Consider the following 22,650-nt stretch of genomic DNA (forward strand, 5'->3'; position numbering starts at 1 on the left):
TCCTACACATTCATAAGGCGCCTCCCAGCATTTGGCTGAGGGCGCCTTTTTTTGAACAGATATCAACGCAGCAGACTCTTATACAATTCTTCAGCCTCACGAATAAACACAGCCGTGTCCGTATAGGCCTCCTGCTCTCCAAGCAGACGGGACAGCATCTGCAGCATTCCCGGCGACAGCTCCAGCTCTTCCCGCCAGCTCCGCTCCGCCCCTCCCCGTACAGGCTTATAACCGGAATACAGCATGAACAGCATCAGTTGTCCTACATCGTACAAATCCGAGGTGATCTCTGGTGGCCTATGTTCCGGCAGCCCTTTCTCCCTCGGCTTCAGCCGCCCAGGCACGGTATCCGCCTCTCCAATCTTTGCTGCCAATCCGAAATCAATTAAGTACAGGTCTTCATTCTGGAGAATCACATTGGGAATCCGCAGATCCAGGTGAACGTATCCGCGAGAATGGACATGGGCAACCCGCTCCATCAGCTTCAGTGTCGTGGCCAGACACTCCCGCTCACCGTAGACAATCCGCTCATCAAAGATCAGATCCTCCAGCGTCTTCCCCGCAATGTAATCGGTAACCAGCCAATTCGAGCCTTTATATTCAAAATAATCACGGCAAGCCGGAATGTTAGGATGCTCCATTACCCGTAGAATTGTACTCTCTCTGGCAAGCATCGCCCGGCCAACCGCTTTCTTACTGGGTCTGGACTGTTTGAGTGCCAGAGGCGTCCCGTCTTCAGGACTCCGGGTAAGGTACGTCAGCCCGTAGCTGCCTTCTCCCAGCAATGCCTCTATTGTATAATTCCCGCCAATTACAGCCCCTTCCGGGAAGGGATAATCCCGCCAGGCCCGGATGAACCCGCGCCACCGTTCAAATGCCATAACCATTACGCCCCCTCTCCGCTTCCTGCACCAGATAGATTATCAGTAGCAGTATTATCTCACAGATGACGGTATCTGGCACCGGAGTCGAGGCAAGGCAGCACTTAAGCAGGGAGTTAGCTACAGGAAAAAGAGGCTGTCCAACCAGCCCATTTCATGGCTTTGGGAACAGCCCCTTAGTTATGTATCAACAATGTTGTACGTTTTGCAGCTTTGACTCCAAGATACCTGAGGGTTCGCGAGGATTCATGTATGAAATACAACAATGATCCCGCATAGCCGCGTAGACAAGCAGAAATCCTGCCTTTTGTACAACAATTTCCGGTTAGGCTCGAATTCATGAGCGAAATGTTGTATTTTGGGCAGGATTAAGCTCCTCAGAACACCTTCTTCTTATCCCGTTCCTCAATCAGAATCTGCACAGACTCCTTAAATCTTAGCGCATGCACAATCTCCCGCTCCCGCAGGAACTTGAGGCTGTCCTGCAGATCCACGTCATCCGTCATATCGATCAGCCACTGGTATGTAGCCCGGGCCTTTTCTTCGGCGGCAATGTCCTCGTAGAGGTCAGCCAGCGGATCACCTTTGGCCTGGATATACGCAGCTGTCCAGGGGACCCCTGCTGAATTCTGGTAGAACAGCGCGTGGTCACGCTGTGCATAGTTCGGGCCAAGCCCGGCAGCTTCGAGTTCACTGATCGATGCATCTTTTGTCAATTTATATATCATTGTAGCAATCATTTCCAGGTGTGCGAATTCCTCGGTCGAAATATCGGTCAATACACCGATAACCTTATCCGGTATTGCATAGCGCTGATTCATGTAACGTAGGGCCGCCGCCAGTTCCCCGTCCGCACCGCCGTATTGCTCCATCAGGTAACGCGCCATCCGCACATCGCATTTGCCTACACGCACCGGGTATTGTAGCTTCTTCTCGTAGATCCACATTCGTGTGCTTCCCCCTCCTCAGACTTTTATGTTCTCCGTCCTACGGTTCAGACTTGCCACGGCCAAGGGCTCTGGCTCCATTCCCATGGACACTTGGAGTAGGCGCGCCCGAAATTCTGCAGGGGTCCGTAAAGCTCCTGAAACTGGTTCGCCAGCTTGGTGCGTTCGAAGGTCAACTGATTGAACTGCTCTATGGCCTTCAGATCCTCCGTGTGGGTGTCCAGGTACAGGTTCAGCTCAACAAGTGCGAAATCGAGCACCTGCAGTTGTTCCAGCATTTCATAATAACGGGGTTCGCAAGGATTAGCTTCCATCGCCTACTTCCCTCCTTTGGACTTGGACTCATACGGGCTGAACAGCGCGGGCCACAGCGTTCCGTACTTCAGCGCTTCCGGCAGGGAGAACTGCGGCAGATTCGGGGGCTGAAAATTAATGAATTGGTTCGGCGGTACTACATACGTCTTGAACGGCACCGGCGGACAAGGATCAAACGGTCCCCTGTACGGCGTCCATACACGCTCCTGGGAGTTCAATGATCATTCCTCCTTATAGATTAATGGTATACCTTTATTATTCCAGATCTCACCTTCCTAACTAATTTATGACGGCTCCAGAGAGGAATAGAACCCCTTCGCAAAAAAGGGAACATCAAGCAGCCCTGTAATGGCTTCTTTATGTTCCCGTTAAAATATAGCCGCTATTTCGACGATTCTCTCGCTTATCTTTATTTTCCTCTGCGTCTGTTTTAGTCATGGACAGAGCTCGGTAAAAGAATACGGATAATATGTAGTTATGTGAATCCCTCTACTCAAAGCCCCGTCTAACGGCATATCAAAATTGTCTTGTTCATTTTCGATAAATCTGACCTTACGCTTTCTGCAGCCGCCGACAAGAACTTTTCACTGTCCAGAATTTCCTAAAGACAATAAAAATTTGGGTCCAAATCCTTTTCCCGCACTTTGGGCAGACCGGAGCCCGTGATCGGAAAGGCTGTCTAACACAACAACATTCTCTGGGTATATTTTCCCGAGCAAGGCCCACAGCACAAGCGGATTTCCTCCGGCGGAGATCACATGGATGCCTTCCTTATCCGTGACCAGCCCCGGCAAGCCGAGAATATCTGCTGGACGGTGTCCGGTAATATCCGCATATTCTGCGGGGCTTGCTGGCAGCCCGGGTTCAACCTGACCGTTCGGCCGGTACATAAAGCGATGCCCTCTGAAGATTTGACCCAGGTCCACCCGATAGGTAACCCCATCCAGCTCCAAATCATAGTTAAGGAGTACACGATCTTGAACCGTAATCGGGACGATACGTGCTTCGGTGACATGCTGCAATTGCTGTGGATCAGGCTGAGCCAGATTCCATGCTTCCCCCGCAAGGACCTGGCTTCGCGGTGCCGCAAAATACTCCTCTTCCCCGTAGCGGAAAGCAACAGGCACAGCTGCACCTGCAGCATCCGCCAAAACCGTCCATACGGGATACCACTGAAGAAGATAGCCCGGGGCAGTTCCCGGATGTCCGTTCAGACTCGCCGGAAGAATCGTCCCCAGCCGGTATTGGAACCCGTATCCCACAGCGGATAATTCAGGACTTAACCAGCCTTGTGCGTATTCAACCAACGCTTTGTGCGTGATTTTCTTGCTCATAATTGCCGTGAGGAACTTGGCACGCGGTTGTTCAATAAATCTTACTCCTCTGTCGCTGCCTGCCCCCTGCCTGATCTCAATCGGAACCTCTTCCCAATTCTCGAAAGGAAGCAGCGCATCTCTTAGGAGAATGAACTGGTGCAAATATTCATTGAACATCTGCATAACAACAGGTCCTCCAGCCGGACCCATCAATAAATCCGCTACTCTGTGCGTCCAAAGATGGTTCTCGCAATGGCTTCGGAAATACACATTTCCCAGCGTTTGAGGGTCATGCTGTCTGGCAGCTGACTTCTCCACATTATATTCGCGGGCCCAAAGGGACAGCTTTTCCCCAATCTGTCTGGCTTGGCGGGTCACTTCAACTCCGGCTTTTCCTGTAAGTTCCAGCTGACCCAGCGGCAAATCCGCTTCTCTGCCCTCAATCGCCAGATTAGCCTGCAGATTATCCAGCAGCAGCCTGTGATCCGCCGCTTCACCAAGTCTAAGCAGCACAGCTTCCAATAAAATATCCAGTTCTCTTACAATATCCTTGGCTACATATACTCCCTCGGCAAGACGCCAATCTACGCTCCCATCCTCCTGCACTGTAAGAATAGAAGGCTTGGCACGGAGTAACGGAGCAATCTCAACAGAAGTTCCCCACGTAATTTTCTTATTGTCTGCTGTTAAGGTATAGCTTGACATATTTGAACACCTCCAAAGTGATATAAGATGAAGCGGACGGTTACTCGGATATCCCTCCTTTAATACATTTAAATATATCGATATATTGAGCAAAAAAAATTACATTTCAAACTCTGCTGAAATATAATTTTTAAGTGTTGCTTGGTTTAGCTTATAGATATGATAGGTTCCTTCTTTTCTTACCAGTTCAAGCAGGCCGCACTCCTGCAGTTGCTTCAAATGATGGGAAAGAGTTGAACCCGGAAAGTTCAAATGCTCCCCGATCCCGGAACAGCTGAGTTCCTCATGCTTGCTGAGCAGAGCAACTATTTTCAATCGCGTAGGCTCCCCGAGGGCTTTATATATTTTCACCGCATTTTTTAGCGTGTTGTCGTCAAGCTTCATAGCAGGCCCCCCTTTCCATATATTAATACATTTATATATATCGATATATTAACGATGCATGTAACAAATGTCAAGGGCTCTATATTTATCCCCTTCCAGAAACGCCTATAAAATCAATTATTCTGCTGATGGTGCTGTTAATTACATAAGTTACTTATGCGGGATCGATCGAAGGGATTGTCCGCTGCAGCGAATTCCTAGGACCGATTATTATGATCATGGTCCTGCTTGTCCTGCTCGCCAACGCTAACATTATTCACTTGAAACAGATCCTTCCTGTCTATGTGGATAGCGGTGCGTAAGGTGAAGGGCACTCTCTAGAAAATGTAGCCAGCCCTGATGTAATAATTTTTTGAAATTGAAGTTCTTTACCGGTCACGCCAAAAAGCAGCCCGTCCTTAGACTGGCTGCCAAATGTATTCGTTAACGTATGCAATATAATCCAGCTGCTCTATTCGTTCCAAATAAGCACTTGGACCGGCGTAGGATTATAGGCGTTGCATGGATTGTTCAATTGAGGGCAATTGCTGATCAGCACCATGGAATGGCAGCTGGATTGGAGCTCCACATAACATCCTGGTCCGGATACGCCATCCTCAAACGTTAACCCGCCCTCAGGCGTTACAGGTACATTCATGAAAAAGTTAATGTTCGGAGACAGGTCTCTTTTTGCATAACGGTGGCCTTCCGGAAGTTTGGCAAGCTCCAGCATTTCGTAATAGCGGGGTTCGCAAGTGTACCCTGTTACATTTTAACTGCTTCATTTCAGCAATTGCCCTGCTTACTCTTTATCTTCTTCCGTATCTTCTGCATCCTCTGCGGACTCCGGCGGATTCGCCCGGTGAATATTAATCCGGGTAATCCGCAGCCGGGTGGACTCCTCTACCTCAAAGGTGACGTCGCCGACCACCACCTGTTTGCCTTTGGACGGATTCCCCTCCAGCTCCTTGAACAGCCAGCCGCCAATCGAATCCACTTCTTCATCCTCGATGATGACGCCAGTAAGATCATTCACGTCTTCGATCAGCATGCGGCCTTCAACGGAAATATATTCTCCGCTATACTCCACACTCGGGCGTTCATCCTCGAATTCGTCATGCAGATCGCCGACGATCTCTTCCAGAATCTCTTCGGCGGTCAGCAGCCCCGCCGTCCCGCCATATTCGTCTACGACCAAGGTCAGCTGGGCTTTGTTCTTCTGCATCAGACGGAGCGCATGGCTGATCTCCATCGATTCCGGAACATTCAGAATCGGCCGGACCAGTGAAGCCAGGTCATTCTGCTGCTCTAGCGGTGCGAAGAGAAGATCTGTAATATGGATGAAGCCGATAATCCGGTCCTTATCCTCGAAGGCTACCGGATACCGGGAATGCTTCGTTTCCGTAATGATCCGCATATTCTCCTCCAGCGGGAGATTGCTGTACAGTACATCCATATCCGTACGCGGGAGCATCACTTCACGGGCCAGCAGATCGGAGAATTCGAAGATGTTGTCCATCAGCTTCATCTCGTCCTTGTCGATAACCCCGCTCTTCGCACTCTGATTCATCAGGATACGGATCTCCTCTTCAGAGTGGGCAGCTTCGGCTTCACTGGCCGGTTCAACACCAACCAGCCTCAGCAGCGCATTAGCTGACGCATTCAGCACCCAGATGAAGGGCAGGAACACGTTATAGAAGAACATCAGCGGAGCGGACAGCAGCAGCGCTGAGCCTTCAGTTTTTTGAATCGCCAGGGACTTCGGTGCAAGCTCACCCAGCACAATATGTAAGAAGGTAATAATCGAGAACCCGATAATCACAGATACCGTAGAGATCAGGGTCTGATCCGATACGCCAAGCTGATACATCAGCGGTTCCACCAGCAGCTCAGAGATCGCCGGTTCTCCGACCCAGCCGAGTCCCAGCGAGGCGAGCGTAATCCCGAACTGGGTGGCAGACAGATACGAATCCAGTCTTTTATTGACCTTCAGCGCATACCCGGCCATTTTGTTGCCTTCGCTGACCAGCTGGGTCAGACGTGACTGTCTGACCTTTACCAGCGAGAACTCCGCCGCAACGAAGATCCCATTCAATAATACGAGCACCAGAACGAGCAAAAGATTAAGCACTAAGCTTCCTATGTCAAATTCCGTATGCACTATAATAACGCCCCATTTCTACAGAGTGATCGCTTTTCTTGTCTTGAAATCAACCTCAGGATAATACATATCGGCTACCAGAAGGTTGGGCCCGCAGCAGCCGGCGGCATCGCAGTAGCAATTCACTTTCTGATTCAGCGGATGCTTAGTCTGCCACTCGGTGAAAATGTCATCCAGCCTGGTGCTGCTGATATTGCCAAATGCGGAAATATCGGCGAAATCTGTTACGAATACATCGCCCGTAAATAAATTTACGTTCACCCGGTTTCTTCCGTCCGGGTCATTGCGCAGAGTAACATTCTTCTCACTGCGCAGTCTGCGCAGCAGCTGCTGGTCTTCCTCGAGGAAGCTGCAGGCGAAGAACGGCAGCGTGCCGAACAGCATCCACATCTCAGGGTCCCGGGCATCCAGCAGGGAATGAATGGCTGCATTCATCTCTTGGAGTGACAATACGGGCAGCTTCGAAGCGAAGCTGGAGGCATACATCGGATGCACCTCATGGCGTCTTGCCCCCATCTCCCCGATCAGCTTGTGGATCTGCGGGAGCTTGGTATGCGTACGGTAATTAATCATCGACTCCGCCGAGATAAGCATACCGTCATTGCTAAGCCGGCGGGAATTCTCCAGCATGGTGTCATACAGACGGTAGGCGGCTTCCTTCGAGACCGGATGCCCGCTGTTCGCGAAGCCCACCTCATGGAAGTCATCCCCGTTAACATAGTTGAAAGAGATATGCATGACATCCAGGTATGGAAGCAGCTGCTCATAACGGGAATACGGCATGGTAAGATTCGAGTTGATCTGAGAACGGATCCCCCGCTCACGTGCATATTTTAGCAGCGGCACGATGGTATTCTCCACCGTTCCGGCACGGAACATCGGCTCCCCGCCGGTGATGCTGATGGTCTGCAGATGCTCTACCTCTTCCAGACGGCGCAGCATATTGGTGAGTGGCAGCAGCTCCCCTTCTTTCATAGTCAGGCTGTCTCCAACTGCGCAGTGCTCACAGCGCATGTTGCACAGATTGGTCACCGTCATCTCTACGCTGGTCAGCACATGCCGCCCGTGCTGGCGAAGAGAGGTAATCGGATCCCAGGGATCGTACTCCGGCGACAGCTCTTGTACAGGTATTGATGATGATGATGGCTCTAATATACTCATTTCTTAATGCTCCTTTAATGCTTATTCCTTATTATTAACCCAAAACAATTGAAAAAGAACGATAACTTACGCTATATCATACCACGACAAGCGAAAAACTGCGCATCTGCCGCTTATTTGCTTTAATTTCAAAAAAACAGCAAGGCTGAGAATACAGCTCCGCAGCCAAGCGGACACCTGTATTCTTTCCTCGCTGCTAACAACGCTAATCAAGTGCTCTTCACTATAAGCTCTCCCCCGTCAGTCACATCAACAATGACCACAGAGAGGGCTTTGCCAAGATCATGCTCATAAGGGGTGACCGGTTCCCCTTCCGGGCCGTTAAGCACACGTACAACGGGTCTGTGCGGTATGCTGGGATCAATCTTGACCACAACACCGCTCTCGCCGGTGCTAAGCTTGACGGTAAGCCCCAGAGGATAGATCGCCACACGGTCTCTGAAAATCTCCAGCTGCTTCTGCTCATACAGCGTGCCGGAGCCGACGTACAGCGCCTCGACCGCCTGATGCGGCAGCATGGCTTTTTTGTATATCCGGTTGGAGGTCATCGCATCATAGGAATCCGCCACACCCAGCCACTTCGCATATTCATGAATCTGCGGACCAGTCAGACCGCGCGGATAGCCGGAACCGTCGATCCGCTCATGATGCTGCAGTGCACAATGGGCCGCGAGCAGCGGGATATTCGGCTCTTCCTTAAGAATCCGGTAACCGATCTCGGTATGCGCCTGCATATGCTTGAATTCATCTTCACTAAGCATCCCGGGCTTCTGAACAATTTTGACCGGAATCTGTGTCTTGCCGATGTCATGCAGCAGCGAACCGAGTCCAATGACCCGCAGTTCTTCCTTGCTGTAGCCATGGGCAATGCCAAGCACCAGTGTGTAGAGGCATACGTTCAGGGAATGCACATACAGATAGTTGTCTGCGGTGTGCATATCCAGCAGCATAATCATCGGATCTTCCTGAGCCGACATATCGTCCAGTATGGAATCCATCACTTTGGAGAATTTCTTATCCAGGTGGTAGAAGCCTTTGGTAATTCCCGAAGCGCCGGACATTTGCTGAAATTGATTTCTGATTACCTTGAGCGCCTGATTTCGCGTCTCATCCTGCAGCATTCCGGGAATCACGACATCTTCCGTGACGGAATCCTCTATATAGATATAGCCGATATCGATCCTAGCGAGCCGCTTGATCAGGGCATCAGTAAGCTCTACTCCATCAGCGAGCAGAACCAGTCCTTCATCATTATAAATTTTTTTACCCAGCTTCATTCCCGCCTGAAGCCGATTCACGGATACTAAACGCACCTTGGCTCACTCCTGCCTTTAACGGTAAATTGCTATTCTGTTTCGGAATCCTTGGGTCAAACGCTGTGCCTATACCGTTACCTTGAGCGACCGGACAAGCGCATGTATGTAAGACTGCATCTCCTGCCCGGTGATATGCCAAGCCGATGAGCTTAACGCATAATGAACAGCCAGAAGACAGCCGCAAGTATGAACCGGTAAATCGCGAAATGGGTCGGTCTGATCTTCTGGATCATCCGCATGAACAGAACAACTACCACATAGGCCACCACGAAAGAAATCACGAAGCCAATGGCGAAATACCAGATCGTATCATTCGTGAAATTGCGGTAGGAATCCAGCAGTTCATAGCCCGAGGCCGCACACATAATCGGAATCGCGATGAGGAAGGAGAAATCCGCCGAAGCCTTGTAGCTGACCCCGCTGAGCATCCCCCCGGAGATGGTCGAACCGGAACGGGAGAACCCTGGCCAGAGTACGGAAATGATCTGATAGAGTCCTATCGCCAACGCCTGCCCGTAGGACAGATCATCCAGCTCATGCGCGGTCACGCGAATCTTGCGTTTGTTGACCCATTCCGCGACGATCATCAGAATCCCGCCGGCCACCAGTGCCCAGAGAACCGTAGATGCGCCGAACAGGCCTTTGATGAAATCACGGGCGAAAAAAGCTACGGCGAGCGCAGGCACTATACCCAGCAGCACATGAATCAGGTTCAGGCGTGATGCCGGCATGACTCCGCCTCTGCTTCTGCCGCTGCGGCCGATCCCCAGCAGATTCAGAATCCGCTGGCGGTAGACAATGGCAATGGCCAGAATGGCCCCAAGCTGAATGACAATCTCATACGTCTTCATAATGGAATCCTGCTCGTCAAACCCCAGCAGCTTCGTGGTAAGAATCATGTGTCCCGTTGATGATACCGGGATAAACTCGGTTATTCCTTCTACAATTGCCAGAATTATTGCTGTAATTGTATCCATATAATCCTCCTGATCTAGTCAATGAAACCTGGTGCAGCTATGACTTCTAATGTTTGAATGAATTGCGGGATGTATCAGGTGGCCAGGCTCACCCAGCGGGCAACTTCGCTCTCATCGAGACTCCCCGGGCGCTGGAGCTCCATCCGCAGCAGATCGCGCAGAAAATGGGGCAGCAAATAGACAGGCTCCCGGCCATTCGCTATACTCTCATACCCGGTGCGGAATGTAAACATATCCAGCGTGCCGACGCTATACTCCCGTCCGTCTTCCAGCTTCTCTCCGCCGACAAAAATCGCAATACCGTTATCATACGGCATGACCCTTGGATCGTACAAGATTTTTAATCCGTCGACAGCCAGACTGCCCAGCATATTCCCCCGGAATCCGTAGCCGTAGATTACCTTGTTGCGGTATTCCTCCATTAGACTCTGTTCCAGCGCAGTGCGGATATCCTTGCCGGTGAGCTGTACAATGCACGGATTAATCGGGGAAGGGCATAGGGCATGCAGCATGCCTGCCGTAATATTACCCTCCGGCAGGGAGCCGAGCAGCTGCCCGGAATTGACAAGCGAGAAGGAGCTGCCCGTGAAGCGGCGGACAGCCTGTGCGAGCAGGTTGCCAAACGGTGATTCGCCCTGCAGGTCGAGCGGCAGCCCGCGGTCGCTGATGGCAACGGTCTCCTGCAGCACCTCACGGCCGCGCTGCAGGTGAATTGCTGCCGCCGGAGCGATGATCTCTTCAGTCAGCGCGCCATTGACTGCGGTACATCCCCCTTCAGCCAGCCGGAAGACTCCGTCCGGCTGATCCCGCTCAAATACCAGCCGTCCGAGGTACCGGCCGAATTTGCCGGCGCCGCATACAGCCGTGCCGCCTATCATCTGCGGCTTCTCAAGCATGTGGTGGGTATGTCCGCCCAGAATGGCATGTACACCTTCCAGATTCTCTGCCAGCTTCTGGTCTGCGGGCAGCCCCAGATGAGACAGAATGATTAGGATATCCACTTGCGGTGCCAGCAGTTCACACTGCTCACGCAGCGCTTCTTCAGGGTCAAGCACATCCCATCCCAGCAGGGAGTAGAAAGAAGTGAACGCTGCCGTGGCACCGGTCAGCCCGATCTTGATCCCGTCCTTCTCCAGGATAGCATGGCGCTGCATCCAATGCGGAGGCTCTCCGGTTGCAGACTCCAGGAAGTTGCAGCACACCACAGGACACTGGATGCCGGTAAATATAGCCGAGAGCATCTCCTGTGAGAAGGTAAGGCCTTCGTTGTTGCCGATAGTTACGGCATCATATCCGGTCAGATTAATAATATCGATGTTAGCCTGCCCCATCGTGCCTTCCGTCTCTACGGCAGCCCTGTCCATATGGTCGCCGATATCCAGCAGCAGCACCGGACCTTCGCCTGCAGCAGCCTTCATTGCAGAAATCTCTGCCGCGACAGGACTCATCATTTCAAAATGGCTATGTATGTCATTGGTATGAAGAATGGTTAATCTTTGCGGCTCAGGCTTCATAAGCTTGCTTCCCTCCCACTTGTACAGCCGTTTATAGTGTAAGCGGCAGGCTTGTGCTCTTCTAGAGTTAGCATAACATTTTCAGGCTCATTATGGTATATTGTAATCATTATAAGCTGTCCTAACTTATGTAATTACGAGGTGATTTAATCATGCATGTGTCCATTCGACTGTTTGCGGGTCTGGCCGAAGTCATCGGCTCCTCTACTCTGACATTTCATGCCCATGAGTCGCCTTTGACAGCCGGCAAACTGAAAGAACTGCTCTCCGCTTCGTATCCCGATGCTGCTCCGCAGATCAATGTATCCCTGGTTGCCGTTGACCGGGAATATGCCCCAGATGATACAGAGATTGCCGAAAGCTCCGAGGTGGCATTGATCCCGCCCGTGTCCGGCGGAGAACCTGAAGCTGCCGCTGACGAGACAGCAGACGGCCTGTACAGCATTACTGATCAGCCCTTGAAGGCTGAGCTGCTCCTGGAGAAGGTACAGGATGTTAACCACGGAGCCTCACTCCTCTTTGTCGGCACGACCAGGGAGATGACTGGAGATCAGCAGACAAACGCCCTTCATTATGAAGCTTACGTGCCCATGGCTCTGAAGAAGCTGCAGGAAATAGGCCTTGAGATTCAAGAACGCTGGCAGGCTCACTGCGCAATTGCACACCGGATCGGGCTCGTAGGGATCAAAGAAGCCAGTGTTGTCATTGCCGTGTCCGCACCGCATCGTGATACCTGTTATGAGGCCAGCCGTTACGCCATTGAGGCGCTTAAAGTCTCAGTCCCCGTATGGAAAAAGGACATCCGGGATTCAGGCTCACAGTGGCTCGGGAAAGATCCCCAGGCTGAAGAATCCTCCAGCTATAAACAGTACTCCTAAACCATTGAATATTCCCGGCTTTGTTGCTATGCTGGAAAAAATCGCTATAGTAAGGTGGCATATTCATTGAGAGTACACGTCATGGATCTAAAACCGGGTGATCATCTGCGGATGGATACCTTCAGCTCACGCGGGCTGCATGTACTCCCCAAAGGATCACGGCTTCAGTTGGAGGAGATCGCCAAGCTGATACAGCATGGCGTAGATTATGTAGATATTGAAACGGTGCAGGAAGAACCCGCACCCTCAAGCAGGTCCTCAATCATCCAGGCTGCTTCCGGCAGCTTCGACATCATGATCGATGGTTTTGAATCTCTATATATGGAAGCACTCACTAAGGGAAGCTTCAATCAGTCCGTTGTAGACGATATTCTCCAGCCGACGTTATCCACGCTCGACAAACACAAAGATGTCGTCTCACTCCTTCTGCTGCTTGACCGGGAAGACAATTATACCTATAACCATTCCCTGCAGGTTGGGATGCTATCTTATTATATTGCCTCCTGGCTGGGATATTCCAAGGCGGAGTGTTATGAGATCGGCCGTGCAGGATACCTGATCGATATCGGCAAATGCCGGATCTCCCCTGATATTCTGAACAAACCCGGCAAGCTGACCGCTGCCGAATTCGACGAAATCAAACTACATACGGTTTACGGGCACGAAATCATTCAGAATTCCATGAATGATCCTTTCACAGCTTTAGTCGCCTTGCAGCATCATGAACGTGAAGACGGATCCGGCTATCCGCACCAGCTTACCAAGAACGATATTCATCCTTATGCCCAGATTGCAGCGGTAGCCGATATATACAGCGCCATGACCTCCCACCGGGTCTACCAGTCCAAGCAGGAGCTGATTTCCGTACTGCGCGAGATCAACTCGCTCAGCTTCGGCAAGCTGAACGGCAAACCGGTACAAGCCTTCATTCAGCATCTAATGCCTAATTTTATCGGCAAACGCGTATTGCTCAGCACCGGAGATATGGGGGTAATTATTATGAACAACCCGCTGGATGTCTTCCGGCCGCTCGTGCAGAGCGAAGGCAAATTCCTTGATCTGTCGCGCGAACGCAAAATTGCGGTCGTAGAGATCTATATGGAATAGGCCGGCTACATATACATTCATGCAAAAAGGAGATTCCTGAACCCGGATACGGGTCAGCGAATCTCCTTTTCTTTTAACGCAGGCTATAGCTCTTCACCATTGCTGGCGATGACCTTTTTGTACCAATAGAAAGAGTCTTTCTTCGAACGGTCCAACGTCCCGTTACCGTCATCGTCCAGATCCACGTAGATGAAGCCATAGCGCTTCGACATTTCCGAAGTAGACATACTCACCAGGTCAATCGGTCCCCAGCTTGTATAGCCGATCAGTTCCACACCGTCCATAATGGCTTCCTTCATCTGGGCAATATGCTGTCTTAGATAATCGATGCGGTAGCTGTCATGGATGGAGCCGTCCGGCTCAACCTTGTCATACGCCCCAAGCCCATTTTCAACGATAAACAGCGGTTTCTGGTAACGGTCATACATCGTGTTCAGCATAATCCGCAGCCCGGTCGGGTCGATCTGCCAGCCCCATTCCGAGGCTTTGAGATAAGGATTTCTTATCCCGCCGAACAGATTACCCTGCGCCCGCTCGCCTTCAGGACTAACTGACAGCGTGAGGGTCATATAGTAGCTGAATGCCACATAATCCACCGTGTACTGCTTCAGAAGCTCATCATCGCCCGGCTCTTTGTGAAGTTCAATATTGTGCTCTGCAAAATAACGGTCCATATATTTCGGATATTCGCCGCGTGCATGGACATCGGTAAAGTACAGGTTCAGCTGATTCTCATGCTGGTTCAGCCGCACATCCTCGGGATTACAGGTAGCCGCATAGCTCTCCATCCGCGCCAGCATACAGCCCATCCGGGAACCGGGGATAATCTCATGCACCAGCTTGGTAGCCAACGAGCTCGCAATGAACTGGTGATGCAGGGCCTGGTATATCGTCTGCAGCTTATTCCCGGCACGGTCAATGACAACACCGCCGCCGGTGAACGGGCTAAGGGTCATCATGTTGATCTCATTGAAGGTGATCCAGTATTTCACTTTATCCTTATAACGCCGGAACACCGTTTCGGCATAGCGGGTGAAGCAGCCCACAAGTTCGCGGGAGGCCCAGCCGTTGTATTTCTGCGTCAGACCGAGCGGGGTTTCGTAATGCGCCAGGGTAACCAGCGGCTCTATCCCGTATTTATGCAGCTCATCGAATACATCGTCGTAGAATTTAAGACCGGCCTCATTCGGCTGGGCATCATCGCCATTCGGATAGATTCGGGCCCAGTTGATCGACAGACGGAACACCTTGAAGCCCATTTCCGCAAATAAAGCGATGTCCTCTTTGTAGCGGTGGTAGAAGTCGACCCCTTCTCGTTTCGGGAAACGTGCGTTGAATTCGCCGGACAGAATTTGCGCGATCCGCTCGGAGCTGATTTCGATGGCATGATCATTGCTACGCTCTGCTTTGGGCACGTAGGCTACCATATCCGCACTGGACAGGCCTTTGCCGCCCTGATCAAAAGCGCCTTCCAGCTGGTTCGCGGCCGTAGCCCCGCCCCACAGGAAGTTATCCGGAAATTTCTGTTTGAAATTAGTCATGTGTATCTCCTTTTTATAAGTCGTAAGTACCTGCTCATTGGAGCACGGGCTCTAGTGTATTAGGGTTAGCAAAGCTTCGCCGTTTGTTACTTCGCTTCCGGTATTCTTCAGAACATCGAGGTATTCTGCCGAGTTGGTGACAATGACCGGAGTCGCTGTTACAAAGCCTGCCGCACGGATAGCTTCCAGGTCAAATTCCAGTAATAGCTGACCCTGCACGACCTTATCTCCCTCTTGTACCTTTTTGTCAAAATGTTTCCCTTTCAACTTCACCGTGTTGACTCCTACATGGATCAACAGCTCTGCGCCGCCATCCGAAGTAATGCCAATCGCATGCCCTGTCGGGAATACCGTGGTTACCGTTCCGTTCACCGGGGAAGTCAGCTTTCCGGAGGACGGCTCGATGACAATGCCTTTACCCATTGCGCCGGAAGCAAAAGCTTCATCGGGCAGACTTTCGAGCGGCTGCAGCGCTCCTGCCAGAGGACTTACCACCATTTCTTTGTCAATCATAGTTGGCGTAGTTGGGTTAACCGGTCCGCTTGAGTTAACAGAAGCTGCTGTATCGGCTGCCGGGTCATCAAACCCAAGCACAAATACCAGAATAGCAGCGAGTACGAAGGCTACAAGTATGCCGATGATTACCCAGATGAATCCGGTTCCGAAATAAGTCGGCAAGGCCAGCAGTCCCGGCAAGGAGAAGGACAGTGCTCTTGCGCCGCCTTGTGCAATAATCGCCCCGCCGATCGCACCGGAGATACAGGCATAGATGAACGGTTTCTTGAGCTTCAGGGTAACCCCGTAGATTGTCGGTTCAGTAATCCCGAAGATGGCTGCCAGTGTGGAAGAACCGGCCAGAGCTTTGAGCTGCGGGTTCCTGGATTTCAGGAATACGCCGAATACTGCACCGGCCTGAGACAGAACTGCTGCGCAGAGTATTGGCAGCATCGTATCATACCCCAGCGTAGCAATGTTGCTGAGCATGATCGGCACAAAGCCCCAATGCACGCCGAAGATCACGAATACCTGCCAGAATGCCCCGGCAATAGCTCCGGCAACCAAAGGACTAAGATTGTACAACCAGGTATAACCGGAAGCCAAACCGTCACTGATCAGTGAGCCTACAGGTCCGAAGGCCAGGAACGTAAGCGGAATTACAATTAGGAGCGCGAACATGGGAACCAGAATATTTCGGACCGATTCATGAATGAACGAACGGAACCATTTCTCCACATAGGATTGTACCCATACCGCCAGAATGATCGGAATTACACTGGAGGAATAGTTAATCAGCACAATCTTGATCCCCAGGAAGTTCAGCGGGTCCGGCGAACCCACAGCAGCAATTACCGAAGGGTATATCAGCGCCCCGGCTACAGCTATGGAGACAAATTGATTGGCTTTGAATTTACGCGCCGCTGTAACTGCCAGGAACACAGGCAGGAAGTAGAACACGCTGTCCGACGCTGCATTGAGAATCAGATACGTACCGCTGGTACCGCTGATCCATTCCAGCGAGAGAATCAGAGCCAGCAGGCCCTTGAGAATCCCTGCGCCGGCGAGCGCCCCGAGAATCGGAGAGAAGATGCTTGAAATAATATCAACCGCTTTGCCGAGTACACTGGTACTTTCGGAGCTGTCGTCATTACCGCTTTTCTCTGCATCCTGCAAAGAGGTTTCCTTCATAATCTGTTCAAACACCTGGCTGACATTATTGCCGATGACGACCTGGAACTGGCCGCTGTTCTCCACCACGGTAATGACTCCCGGCGTTTTTTCAAGCGCTGCTTTATTGGCCTTGCTGTTATCCTTCAATTTGAATCTCAGGCGCGTTGCACAATGGAATACGGAATTCACATTACCTTCTCCGCCAACGAGTGTAATAATCTGTTTGGATAAGTCTTTATTGCTCACTTGGGTATGCTCCTTTATATTTCTCGATTGATTAAACATCGCTGCAGAGGCGGGTTGTGCCAGCAAGTTCTATTATCCCCCCCTGCAAACAAGAAAAACCTGAACTCAGGGCAAAAGGGCGTCAAAAAACGCTAGTTTTGCCATCAGTTCAGGTTTTGCCTGCATTACCAGTTACACCCTGTAAGATGGAAAATATGAAGTTAGAGGGTTCGCTTAGGGAATGTGTTATTCCAGACTGTTACGGTCCGTCACCCGCTGGATGTGAATGGTCAGATAGACATATTCATCCTTGCTTAAGCTCTGGCCATGGGATTTCTCCAGATACTCATTGATCTTGCTTGCACATTCGAAGGCCTTGACATAAGTCTGCCTCACCTGGTTATACAGAAACTCCTCGCCGCTGTTATTGGTCTCCTTCTTCAGGATCCGCATGGAGAAATACTGCAGATGCGTCAGGAACCGCGAGTAATTCAGCGAAGTCTCATCAAGCACCAGCTTGTAGTGATAGGTAACAATATTCAGAATATTCTGCACGATTTCCGTCATCTTGACGGTTGATCTCATCTCATTGCCGCCATCCATTCTGGCATTCACCAGATGCAAGGCAATAAAACCGGCTTCATCTTCACCAAGCGCTAGGCCCGTTGCCTGCTCGATAATCTTAAGGGCATCCAGCCCGATCTCATATTCCTTCTTATAAAAGCGTTTGATTTCGAACAGCATCGCGTTCTTCAGCATGATTCCCTTATCGAAACGCTGCAGCGCAAAATGAATGTGGTCCGTCAGCGTCAGGTACAGGTTATCACTCAGCTCTGTGCCCAGCACCCCGTTCGCATACATCACGATCTCATTGGCCAGCTCCAGATGCACCACTGGAATATCATTCAGCAGCTCCGTCAGCCGTGCCGTGAATTCGTTCTCATTGAGCAGGAAAATCTTGTCCACCTTAGCCGGATCCACATAATCCCCTGCCACCTTGTTGAAGGAAATCCCTCTGCCCATGACAATGACTTCCTTGCCTTTCTGATTCTTGGTCAGAAGTACATTGTTGTTCAGTACCTTCTCGATAATCATCTCTATCTCACCTCCCGCCATATAGTTTGTACAAAAAAAGCCTAAGTTGATCCCAATATCATTAAGAAAATGATACTCGCATCAGCTTAGGCATTGCCCGCGTTACCGGTCACAATCCTGTATTACTGTTATTGTAGCATAAAAAAAAGCGATTTCAAGAACTTTATTTTCCCCGGTTTGAATCCCGGCCTCCAAGGCTAGGCTGATAGCAAAAGATCATTTGGAGGAGATAACCTATGCTTGCAGTTCATCAGCGCCTTGCGGAGCTGTATACTCTTAGTCTGAAGCGGCCGCTGGCCGCAGCGGAACGTGACGAGCAGCAGCACTGCCTTCATGTCAACACGGTGTACTGCTGGGAAATGGCCCGGCTGAATAATGAAGCCATGCTGGCGGCACATACGAAAGACTCTCAGTGGCAGCAGGAGATCAGTGCACAGATGCTGGAGGTCCGGGTAACCGGCAGAGCCGCCAAGCGGCAAGGGTGAATTTCTATAAAAATAACAGTAGCCCTCCCTGCTAATTAAAGTGTGCCGGGGAGGGCTTCTGTCTGTCATTCTGCTATAAGAAGCGGAACTGCGCTTCAATTAAACCGTTATAAATGCCGTCACGCTCGGTAAGCTCGGCGTGATTGCCTTCTTCCTTGATCTCGCCATGATCCAGCACCACAATCTTATCCGCATGGCGGATGGTGGAGAGCCGGTGGGCTACGATGAAGGAGGTCCGGCCCTGAAGCAGTAGCTTCAGCGCTTCCTGGATCTTGATCTCCGTCTCCGTATCGATACTGGCTGTCGCTTCATCCAGAATCAGAATCCGCGGATCGGCGAGCAGCGCCCGGGCGAAGGACAGCAGCTGGCGCTGGCCCATGGACAGTGCGCTGCCGCGCTCTTCAACTTCGGTCTCATAGCCGCCCGGCAGCTTCATAATGAAGTCATGCGCGTCCACTGCCTTGGCAACTTCTTCAATCTCCTCATTTGTAGCATCCAGCCGTCCAAACCGGATATTGTCCCTTATCGTTCCTGAGAAGATGAAGGTATCCTGGAGCACGATCCCGATCTGTTCCCGCAGACTCTGCAGGGTTACATCACGGATATCTCTGCCGTCGATCGTGATGTCGCCACTCTTGATATCATAGAACCGGCCGATGAGGTTGATGATCGTGCTTTTACCGGAGCCGGTATGGCCGACGAGGGCAATCGATTGGCCGGCTTTCACATCGAGATCAATGCCTTTGAGCGCGGCGCGGCCTTTTTCATATTCAAATACGACCTTGTTAAAGTGAATGTCCCCCTGAATCTTGGACAGCGGCGTTGCACCCGGCTTATCCTGAACCGCAGGCTGCTCATCGAGATACTCGAAGATCCGCTCCGAGGAAGCCATGGCCACCAGCAGCTGATTGTACATCTGGCCGAGGCGGTTAATCGGGTCCCAGAAGTTACTGACATACGTACTGAAGGCCACCAGGAAACCAACGGTAAGCTCACCGGACTGGATCAGATAAGCCCCGAACCAGAAGAGGATCATCGTTCCGAAGCCGCCGGTGACTTCAATAATCGGACCGAACGCCTGGTTCATTGCCGAAGCCTTGTTCCAGGATTTCCGGCTGTCCATGTTCATGGCATCGAAATAATGCATATTTTCTTCTTCCTGAGTGTAGGCCTGGGTCACGCGAATCCCCTGAATCGACTCATTCAGATGGGAGTTGATCCGGGAATTCTTCATCCGCACATCCTGCCAGGCGATCCGGATCCGCTGCCGCAGCTTGGTGGAGATCAGGAACATAACCGGTACAGTAATCATTACCGCAAGTCCCAGCTTCCAGTTGATCAGCAGCAGAATGACCATAATGCCGACCAGCTGGACGCAGTCGATCATCAGGTTGACGACCCCGTTCGTGAACAAATCCTGCAGCGAGTTGATATCATTCGTCACCCGAACCAGTACTGATCCGGCCGGTCTTTTGTCGAAGAAGTTGAAGGAGAGCTTCTGAATATGGCGGAACAGATCCGAACGCAGATCATAAATGACCCGTTGCCCGATCACATTCGTATACTTAATCCGGTACACACCGGCGATCCATTGAATCAGATATAGCACAATAACACTGGCTGTCAGCGTGTATAGCAGCGTAAGACTTGAGTTGCCATCCTCGGGAGCAATCGCCTTATCGATTGCCATACTTGTCAGGAACGGAACCGTCAGCTTCGTCACTGTACCCAGAATCATCATTACCGCGACGAGCGGCAGCATCTGCCTGGCATACGGCTTCATATAGCCGAACAGGCGGGTGAACTGCTTCCAGTCAAAAGCCTTGTCAATCACGTCATCATCCTTGTAGACGAAACGCTCCTCCAAAGTCTGTTCCTCTGCCTTGCTGTTATCCTTCTCTAATGCCGCACTTGCGGTCTGTTTGGATGTCTCAAGATTCATGCCGGATCACCTGCCCCTAGTTCATTATCCCTGGCCAAATAATCGGCATATTGAATCCGGTATACATCCTGGTAAGGTCCCGGAACCTCAATCAGTTCCTTATGCGTACCTTGCTGCACCATCTTCCCTTCATTCATAACTATAATCTGGTCGGCATGGCGCAGAGAGGATATCCGGTGGGCAATGATCAAGGTTGTACGTCCGCGCATAACCTCCTGGAATCCTGCCTGAATCTCATGCTCCGTCTCCATGTCGACCGCGCTGGTCGCATCATCCAGAATGAGAATCCGCGGGTTCTTCAGCAGCGCACGGGCAATGGCAATCCGTTGCTTTTGTCCGCCGGAGAGGCCCATCCCGCGTTCACCTACCACGGTATCATAGCCCTCCGGCATCTCCATAATGAACTCATGCGCCTTCGCCAGCTCGGCGGCACGGATGATTTCATCCATGCTGACATTTTTGAGTCCATAGGAGATATTATTGCGGATGGAGGAGGAGAACAGGAACGTCTCCTGGAACACCGTCGAGATCTGTGCCCGCAGACTGCGGACCTGGAATTCACGGATATCCACCCCATCGAGCTTGATACTTCCTTGATTCACATCATAAGCGCGCATCATCAATTGGGTAATGGTGGATTTCCCGGAGCCGGTTCCTCCCAGGAATCCGATGACCGCACCTGGCTCAGCATGGAAGTGAATATCCTTGACTGCCGGCATCTTGTTCCCGTAAGCAAAAGTAACATGATCGAAATCCACTTCGCCTTTCACTTCGGACGGTACAAGCTCACTTGCATTCTCTTTATCCTTCACATCAATCTGCTGATTAAGGACTTGAAGCACGCGTTCTCCCGATGCCTTGGACTGGGTATAGTTGTTGATTTGGAAGCCAAGGCCCCATACCGGGCCGATAATATACCAGATCAGGCTGAAGAAAGCGACGAGTTCTCCGAGCGACATATGCTTGTTAATGACCAGTGTACCGCCAACCCCCAGCAATATCGCTACACTGACCGAAGCGAGCAGCTCCATCACAGGGAAGAATTTACTCCATAGTTCGGCGGCAAAAATCTGATTATCCTTATAACGTTCATTACGGTGTGAGAACTTCTCAACTTCGTAAGCCTCTCTGGCAAACGATTTGACTGTTCTCACCCCGGTGACATTCTCCTGTACAGCCGTTGTCAGGGAGCTTAACGCCAGACGCATCTCCTGAAAGGCCGGGTGAATCTTGGATTCGAATCTGAGTGCAACTACAGCCAGGAACGGCATAGTGATCAGAGTAACCAGCGTAAGCTGCCAGTTGATTGTGAACATCATGATGGAACCGAACAAAACCATGAAAAACACATTCAGCAATTGGGCAAATCCGAAGCCGATGAACATCCGGATCGCTTCCAAATCCCCGGTCAGCCGGGACATCAGGTCACCTGTCTTCGCCGTATCATAGTAACGGAAGGACAGGAATTGCAGCTTCTCATAGCAGGCATTGCGCAGCCGGTAGGCCAGAAAATTCCCCAGCCGTCCACCGAAGAAGCCATGGGCAAATTGCAGGCAGGCCTTAACAATAATTACAGCAAGCACACTAAGAGCGAGTACGGGCACCTCAGTAAACTTTAGGGGAACAATAACATCATCAATCAATCTCCTTAACAAATTGGGGGTAATAAGCCCCACTGCAGTTGCGGCCGCCAAACATATAATCGACAGAATCAAATAGTGCAGTTTCTCCCGATAAAAGCCCCGCAGTTGCCTGAGAACATCCATATCTCTCCTCCTTAAAGCTTTACGAAGTAAAGCTACTTCGTAAGCATGGTCTTAGCTTTACGAAGTATAACCCGCTTCGTAAGCATGGTCTTAGCCCCAAACCTCACATCTTAAGCCACCTTTTTATGCGCTTTCAATTTAGGGACTTTAAGCAGTTTATCACCCATGATTTAATGCGGCAAAGGGGAGAAATGAGCATTTTCCTTGTTTTTTCGGAAAAAACTAGGCTTAAGCAGGTAGTAAAGCCCTCCCATAGCTTTAATTCCTCCTATTTCCTCGTAAATACT

General features: G+C 51.0%; 19 protein-coding genes and 1 pseudogene. 3 read left to right on the forward strand and 17 right to left on the reverse strand.

Going from position 1 to position 22,650, the window contains the following annotated elements:
* Positions 1–62: 62 nt before the first annotated feature.
* The 12 genes and pseudogenes from NYE33_RS29755 to NYE33_RS29810 all read right to left on the reverse strand — a co-directional run bounded on the left by NYE33_RS29755 (position 63) and on the right by NYE33_RS29810 (position 11,656).
* Positions 63–881 carry a serine/threonine protein kinase gene (locus NYE33_RS29755; protein ID WP_336101264.1) on the reverse strand — a complete coding sequence of 273 codons (819 nt, stop codon included), beginning with the start codon at positions 879–881 and terminating at the stop codon, positions 63–65.
* Between the two features lie 377 nt (positions 882–1,258).
* A complete protein-coding gene (locus NYE33_RS29760; protein ID WP_039306375.1) occupies positions 1,259–1,828 on the reverse strand; it encodes a manganese catalase family protein in 570 nt (189 codons plus the stop codon).
* Positions 1,829–1,875: 47 nt separating this feature from the next.
* Positions 1,876–2,142, reverse strand: coding sequence for a spore coat protein CotJB (locus tag NYE33_RS29765; protein ID WP_076242711.1), 267 nt, complete (start codon positions 2,140–2,142; stop codon positions 1,876–1,878).
* Between the two features lie 3 nt (positions 2,143–2,145).
* Positions 2,146–2,361, reverse strand: coding sequence for a spore coat associated protein CotJA (locus tag NYE33_RS29770; RefSeq protein WP_042135306.1), 216 nt, complete (start codon positions 2,359–2,361; stop codon positions 2,146–2,148).
* 366 nt (positions 2,362–2,727) lie between these two features.
* Positions 2,728–4,164, reverse strand: coding sequence for a hypothetical protein (locus NYE33_RS29775; RefSeq protein ID WP_336101265.1), 1,437 nt, complete (start codon positions 4,162–4,164; stop codon positions 2,728–2,730).
* A gap of 99 nt (positions 4,165–4,263) precedes the next feature.
* Entirely contained in the window at positions 4,264–4,548 is a 285-nt protein-coding gene (locus NYE33_RS29780) for an ArsR/SmtB family transcription factor (protein ID WP_042135303.1), read from the reverse strand.
* Positions 4,549–4,999: 451 nt separating this feature from the next.
* Positions 5,000–5,260 (reverse strand): annotated as a pseudogene (locus NYE33_RS29785) (DUF1989 domain-containing protein); the annotation flags it as partial.
* A gap of 69 nt (positions 5,261–5,329) precedes the next feature.
* On the reverse strand, positions 5,330–6,688 hold the full coding sequence (locus NYE33_RS29790) for a hemolysin family protein (RefSeq protein WP_042135299.1): 1,359 nt from the start codon (positions 6,686–6,688) through the stop codon (positions 5,330–5,332).
* An 18-nt stretch (positions 6,689–6,706) separates the two neighbouring features.
* A complete protein-coding gene (gene yfkAB, locus NYE33_RS29795; RefSeq protein ID WP_076242709.1) occupies positions 6,707–7,849 on the reverse strand; it encodes a radical SAM/CxCxxxxC motif protein YfkAB in 1,143 nt (380 codons plus the stop codon).
* Positions 7,850–8,058: 209 nt separating this feature from the next.
* The gene (locus NYE33_RS29800) at positions 8,059–9,162 is read right to left on the reverse strand and encodes an HD-GYP domain-containing protein (RefSeq protein ID WP_042135295.1); all 1,104 of its coding nucleotides are present in this window, start codon (positions 9,160–9,162) and stop codon (positions 8,059–8,061) included.
* A 152-nt stretch (positions 9,163–9,314) separates the two neighbouring features.
* Entirely contained in the window at positions 9,315–10,142 is an 828-nt protein-coding gene (locus NYE33_RS29805; protein ID WP_042211663.1) for an undecaprenyl-diphosphate phosphatase, read from the reverse strand.
* A gap of 74 nt (positions 10,143–10,216) precedes the next feature.
* The gene (locus NYE33_RS29810) at positions 10,217–11,656 is read right to left on the reverse strand and encodes a bifunctional metallophosphatase/5'-nucleotidase (protein WP_340988189.1); all 1,440 of its coding nucleotides are present in this window, start codon (positions 11,654–11,656) and stop codon (positions 10,217–10,219) included.
* A gap of 152 nt (positions 11,657–11,808) precedes the next feature.
* Here NYE33_RS29810 and NYE33_RS29815 point away from each other — a divergent pair, with 152 nt between their 5' ends.
* The gene (locus NYE33_RS29815; protein ID WP_341068955.1) at positions 11,809–12,534 is read left to right on the forward strand and encodes a molybdenum cofactor biosynthesis protein; all 726 of its coding nucleotides are present in this window, start codon (positions 11,809–11,811) and stop codon (positions 12,532–12,534) included.
* A gap of 66 nt (positions 12,535–12,600) precedes the next feature.
* The gene (locus NYE33_RS29820; RefSeq protein ID WP_039300202.1) at positions 12,601–13,641 is read left to right on the forward strand and encodes an HD-GYP domain-containing protein; all 1,041 of its coding nucleotides are present in this window, start codon (positions 12,601–12,603) and stop codon (positions 13,639–13,641) included.
* Positions 13,642–13,724: 83 nt separating this feature from the next.
* Here NYE33_RS29820 and NYE33_RS29825 read toward each other — a convergent pair whose 3' ends face one another.
* From NYE33_RS29825 to licT, 3 genes are all read right to left on the reverse strand, one after another.
* Positions 13,725–15,182 carry a glycoside hydrolase family 1 protein gene (locus tag NYE33_RS29825; RefSeq protein WP_039300205.1) on the reverse strand — a complete coding sequence of 486 codons (1,458 nt, stop codon included), beginning with the start codon at positions 15,180–15,182 and terminating at the stop codon, positions 13,725–13,727.
* 51 nt (positions 15,183–15,233) lie between these two features.
* Positions 15,234–17,096, reverse strand: coding sequence for a beta-glucoside-specific PTS transporter subunit IIABC (locus NYE33_RS29830; RefSeq protein WP_076242706.1), 1,863 nt, complete (start codon positions 17,094–17,096; stop codon positions 15,234–15,236).
* A gap of 225 nt (positions 17,097–17,321) precedes the next feature.
* Positions 17,322–18,170 (reverse strand): BglG family transcription antiterminator LicT, encoded by an 849-nt coding sequence (gene licT / locus NYE33_RS29835; protein WP_042135285.1) that lies wholly within the window; start codon positions 18,168–18,170, stop codon positions 17,322–17,324.
* A gap of 236 nt (positions 18,171–18,406) precedes the next feature.
* On the opposite strand from licT, the gene NYE33_RS29840 reads away from it, so the two are divergent.
* On the forward strand, positions 18,407–18,655 hold the full coding sequence (locus tag NYE33_RS29840; protein ID WP_039300213.1) for a DUF7667 family protein: 249 nt from the start codon (positions 18,407–18,409) through the stop codon (positions 18,653–18,655).
* A 73-nt stretch (positions 18,656–18,728) separates the two neighbouring features.
* Here NYE33_RS29840 and NYE33_RS29845 read toward each other — a convergent pair whose 3' ends face one another.
* Both NYE33_RS29845 and NYE33_RS29850 read right to left on the reverse strand, forming a co-directional pair.
* A complete protein-coding gene (locus NYE33_RS29845; RefSeq protein ID WP_081969908.1) occupies positions 18,729–20,597 on the reverse strand; it encodes an ABC transporter ATP-binding protein in 1,869 nt (622 codons plus the stop codon).
* A complete protein-coding gene (locus NYE33_RS29850) occupies positions 20,594–22,363 on the reverse strand; it encodes an ABC transporter ATP-binding protein (protein WP_039300219.1) in 1,770 nt (589 codons plus the stop codon). Before NYE33_RS29850 ends, NYE33_RS29845 begins: the two co-directional genes overlap by 4 nt.
* Positions 22,364–22,650: the final 287 nt, after the last annotated feature.

It is taken from the genome of Paenibacillus sp. FSL R10-2199 (assembly GCF_038000235.1).
Lineage (GTDB): Bacteria > Bacillota > Bacilli > Paenibacillales > Paenibacillaceae > Paenibacillus_AQ > Paenibacillus_AQ phytohabitans.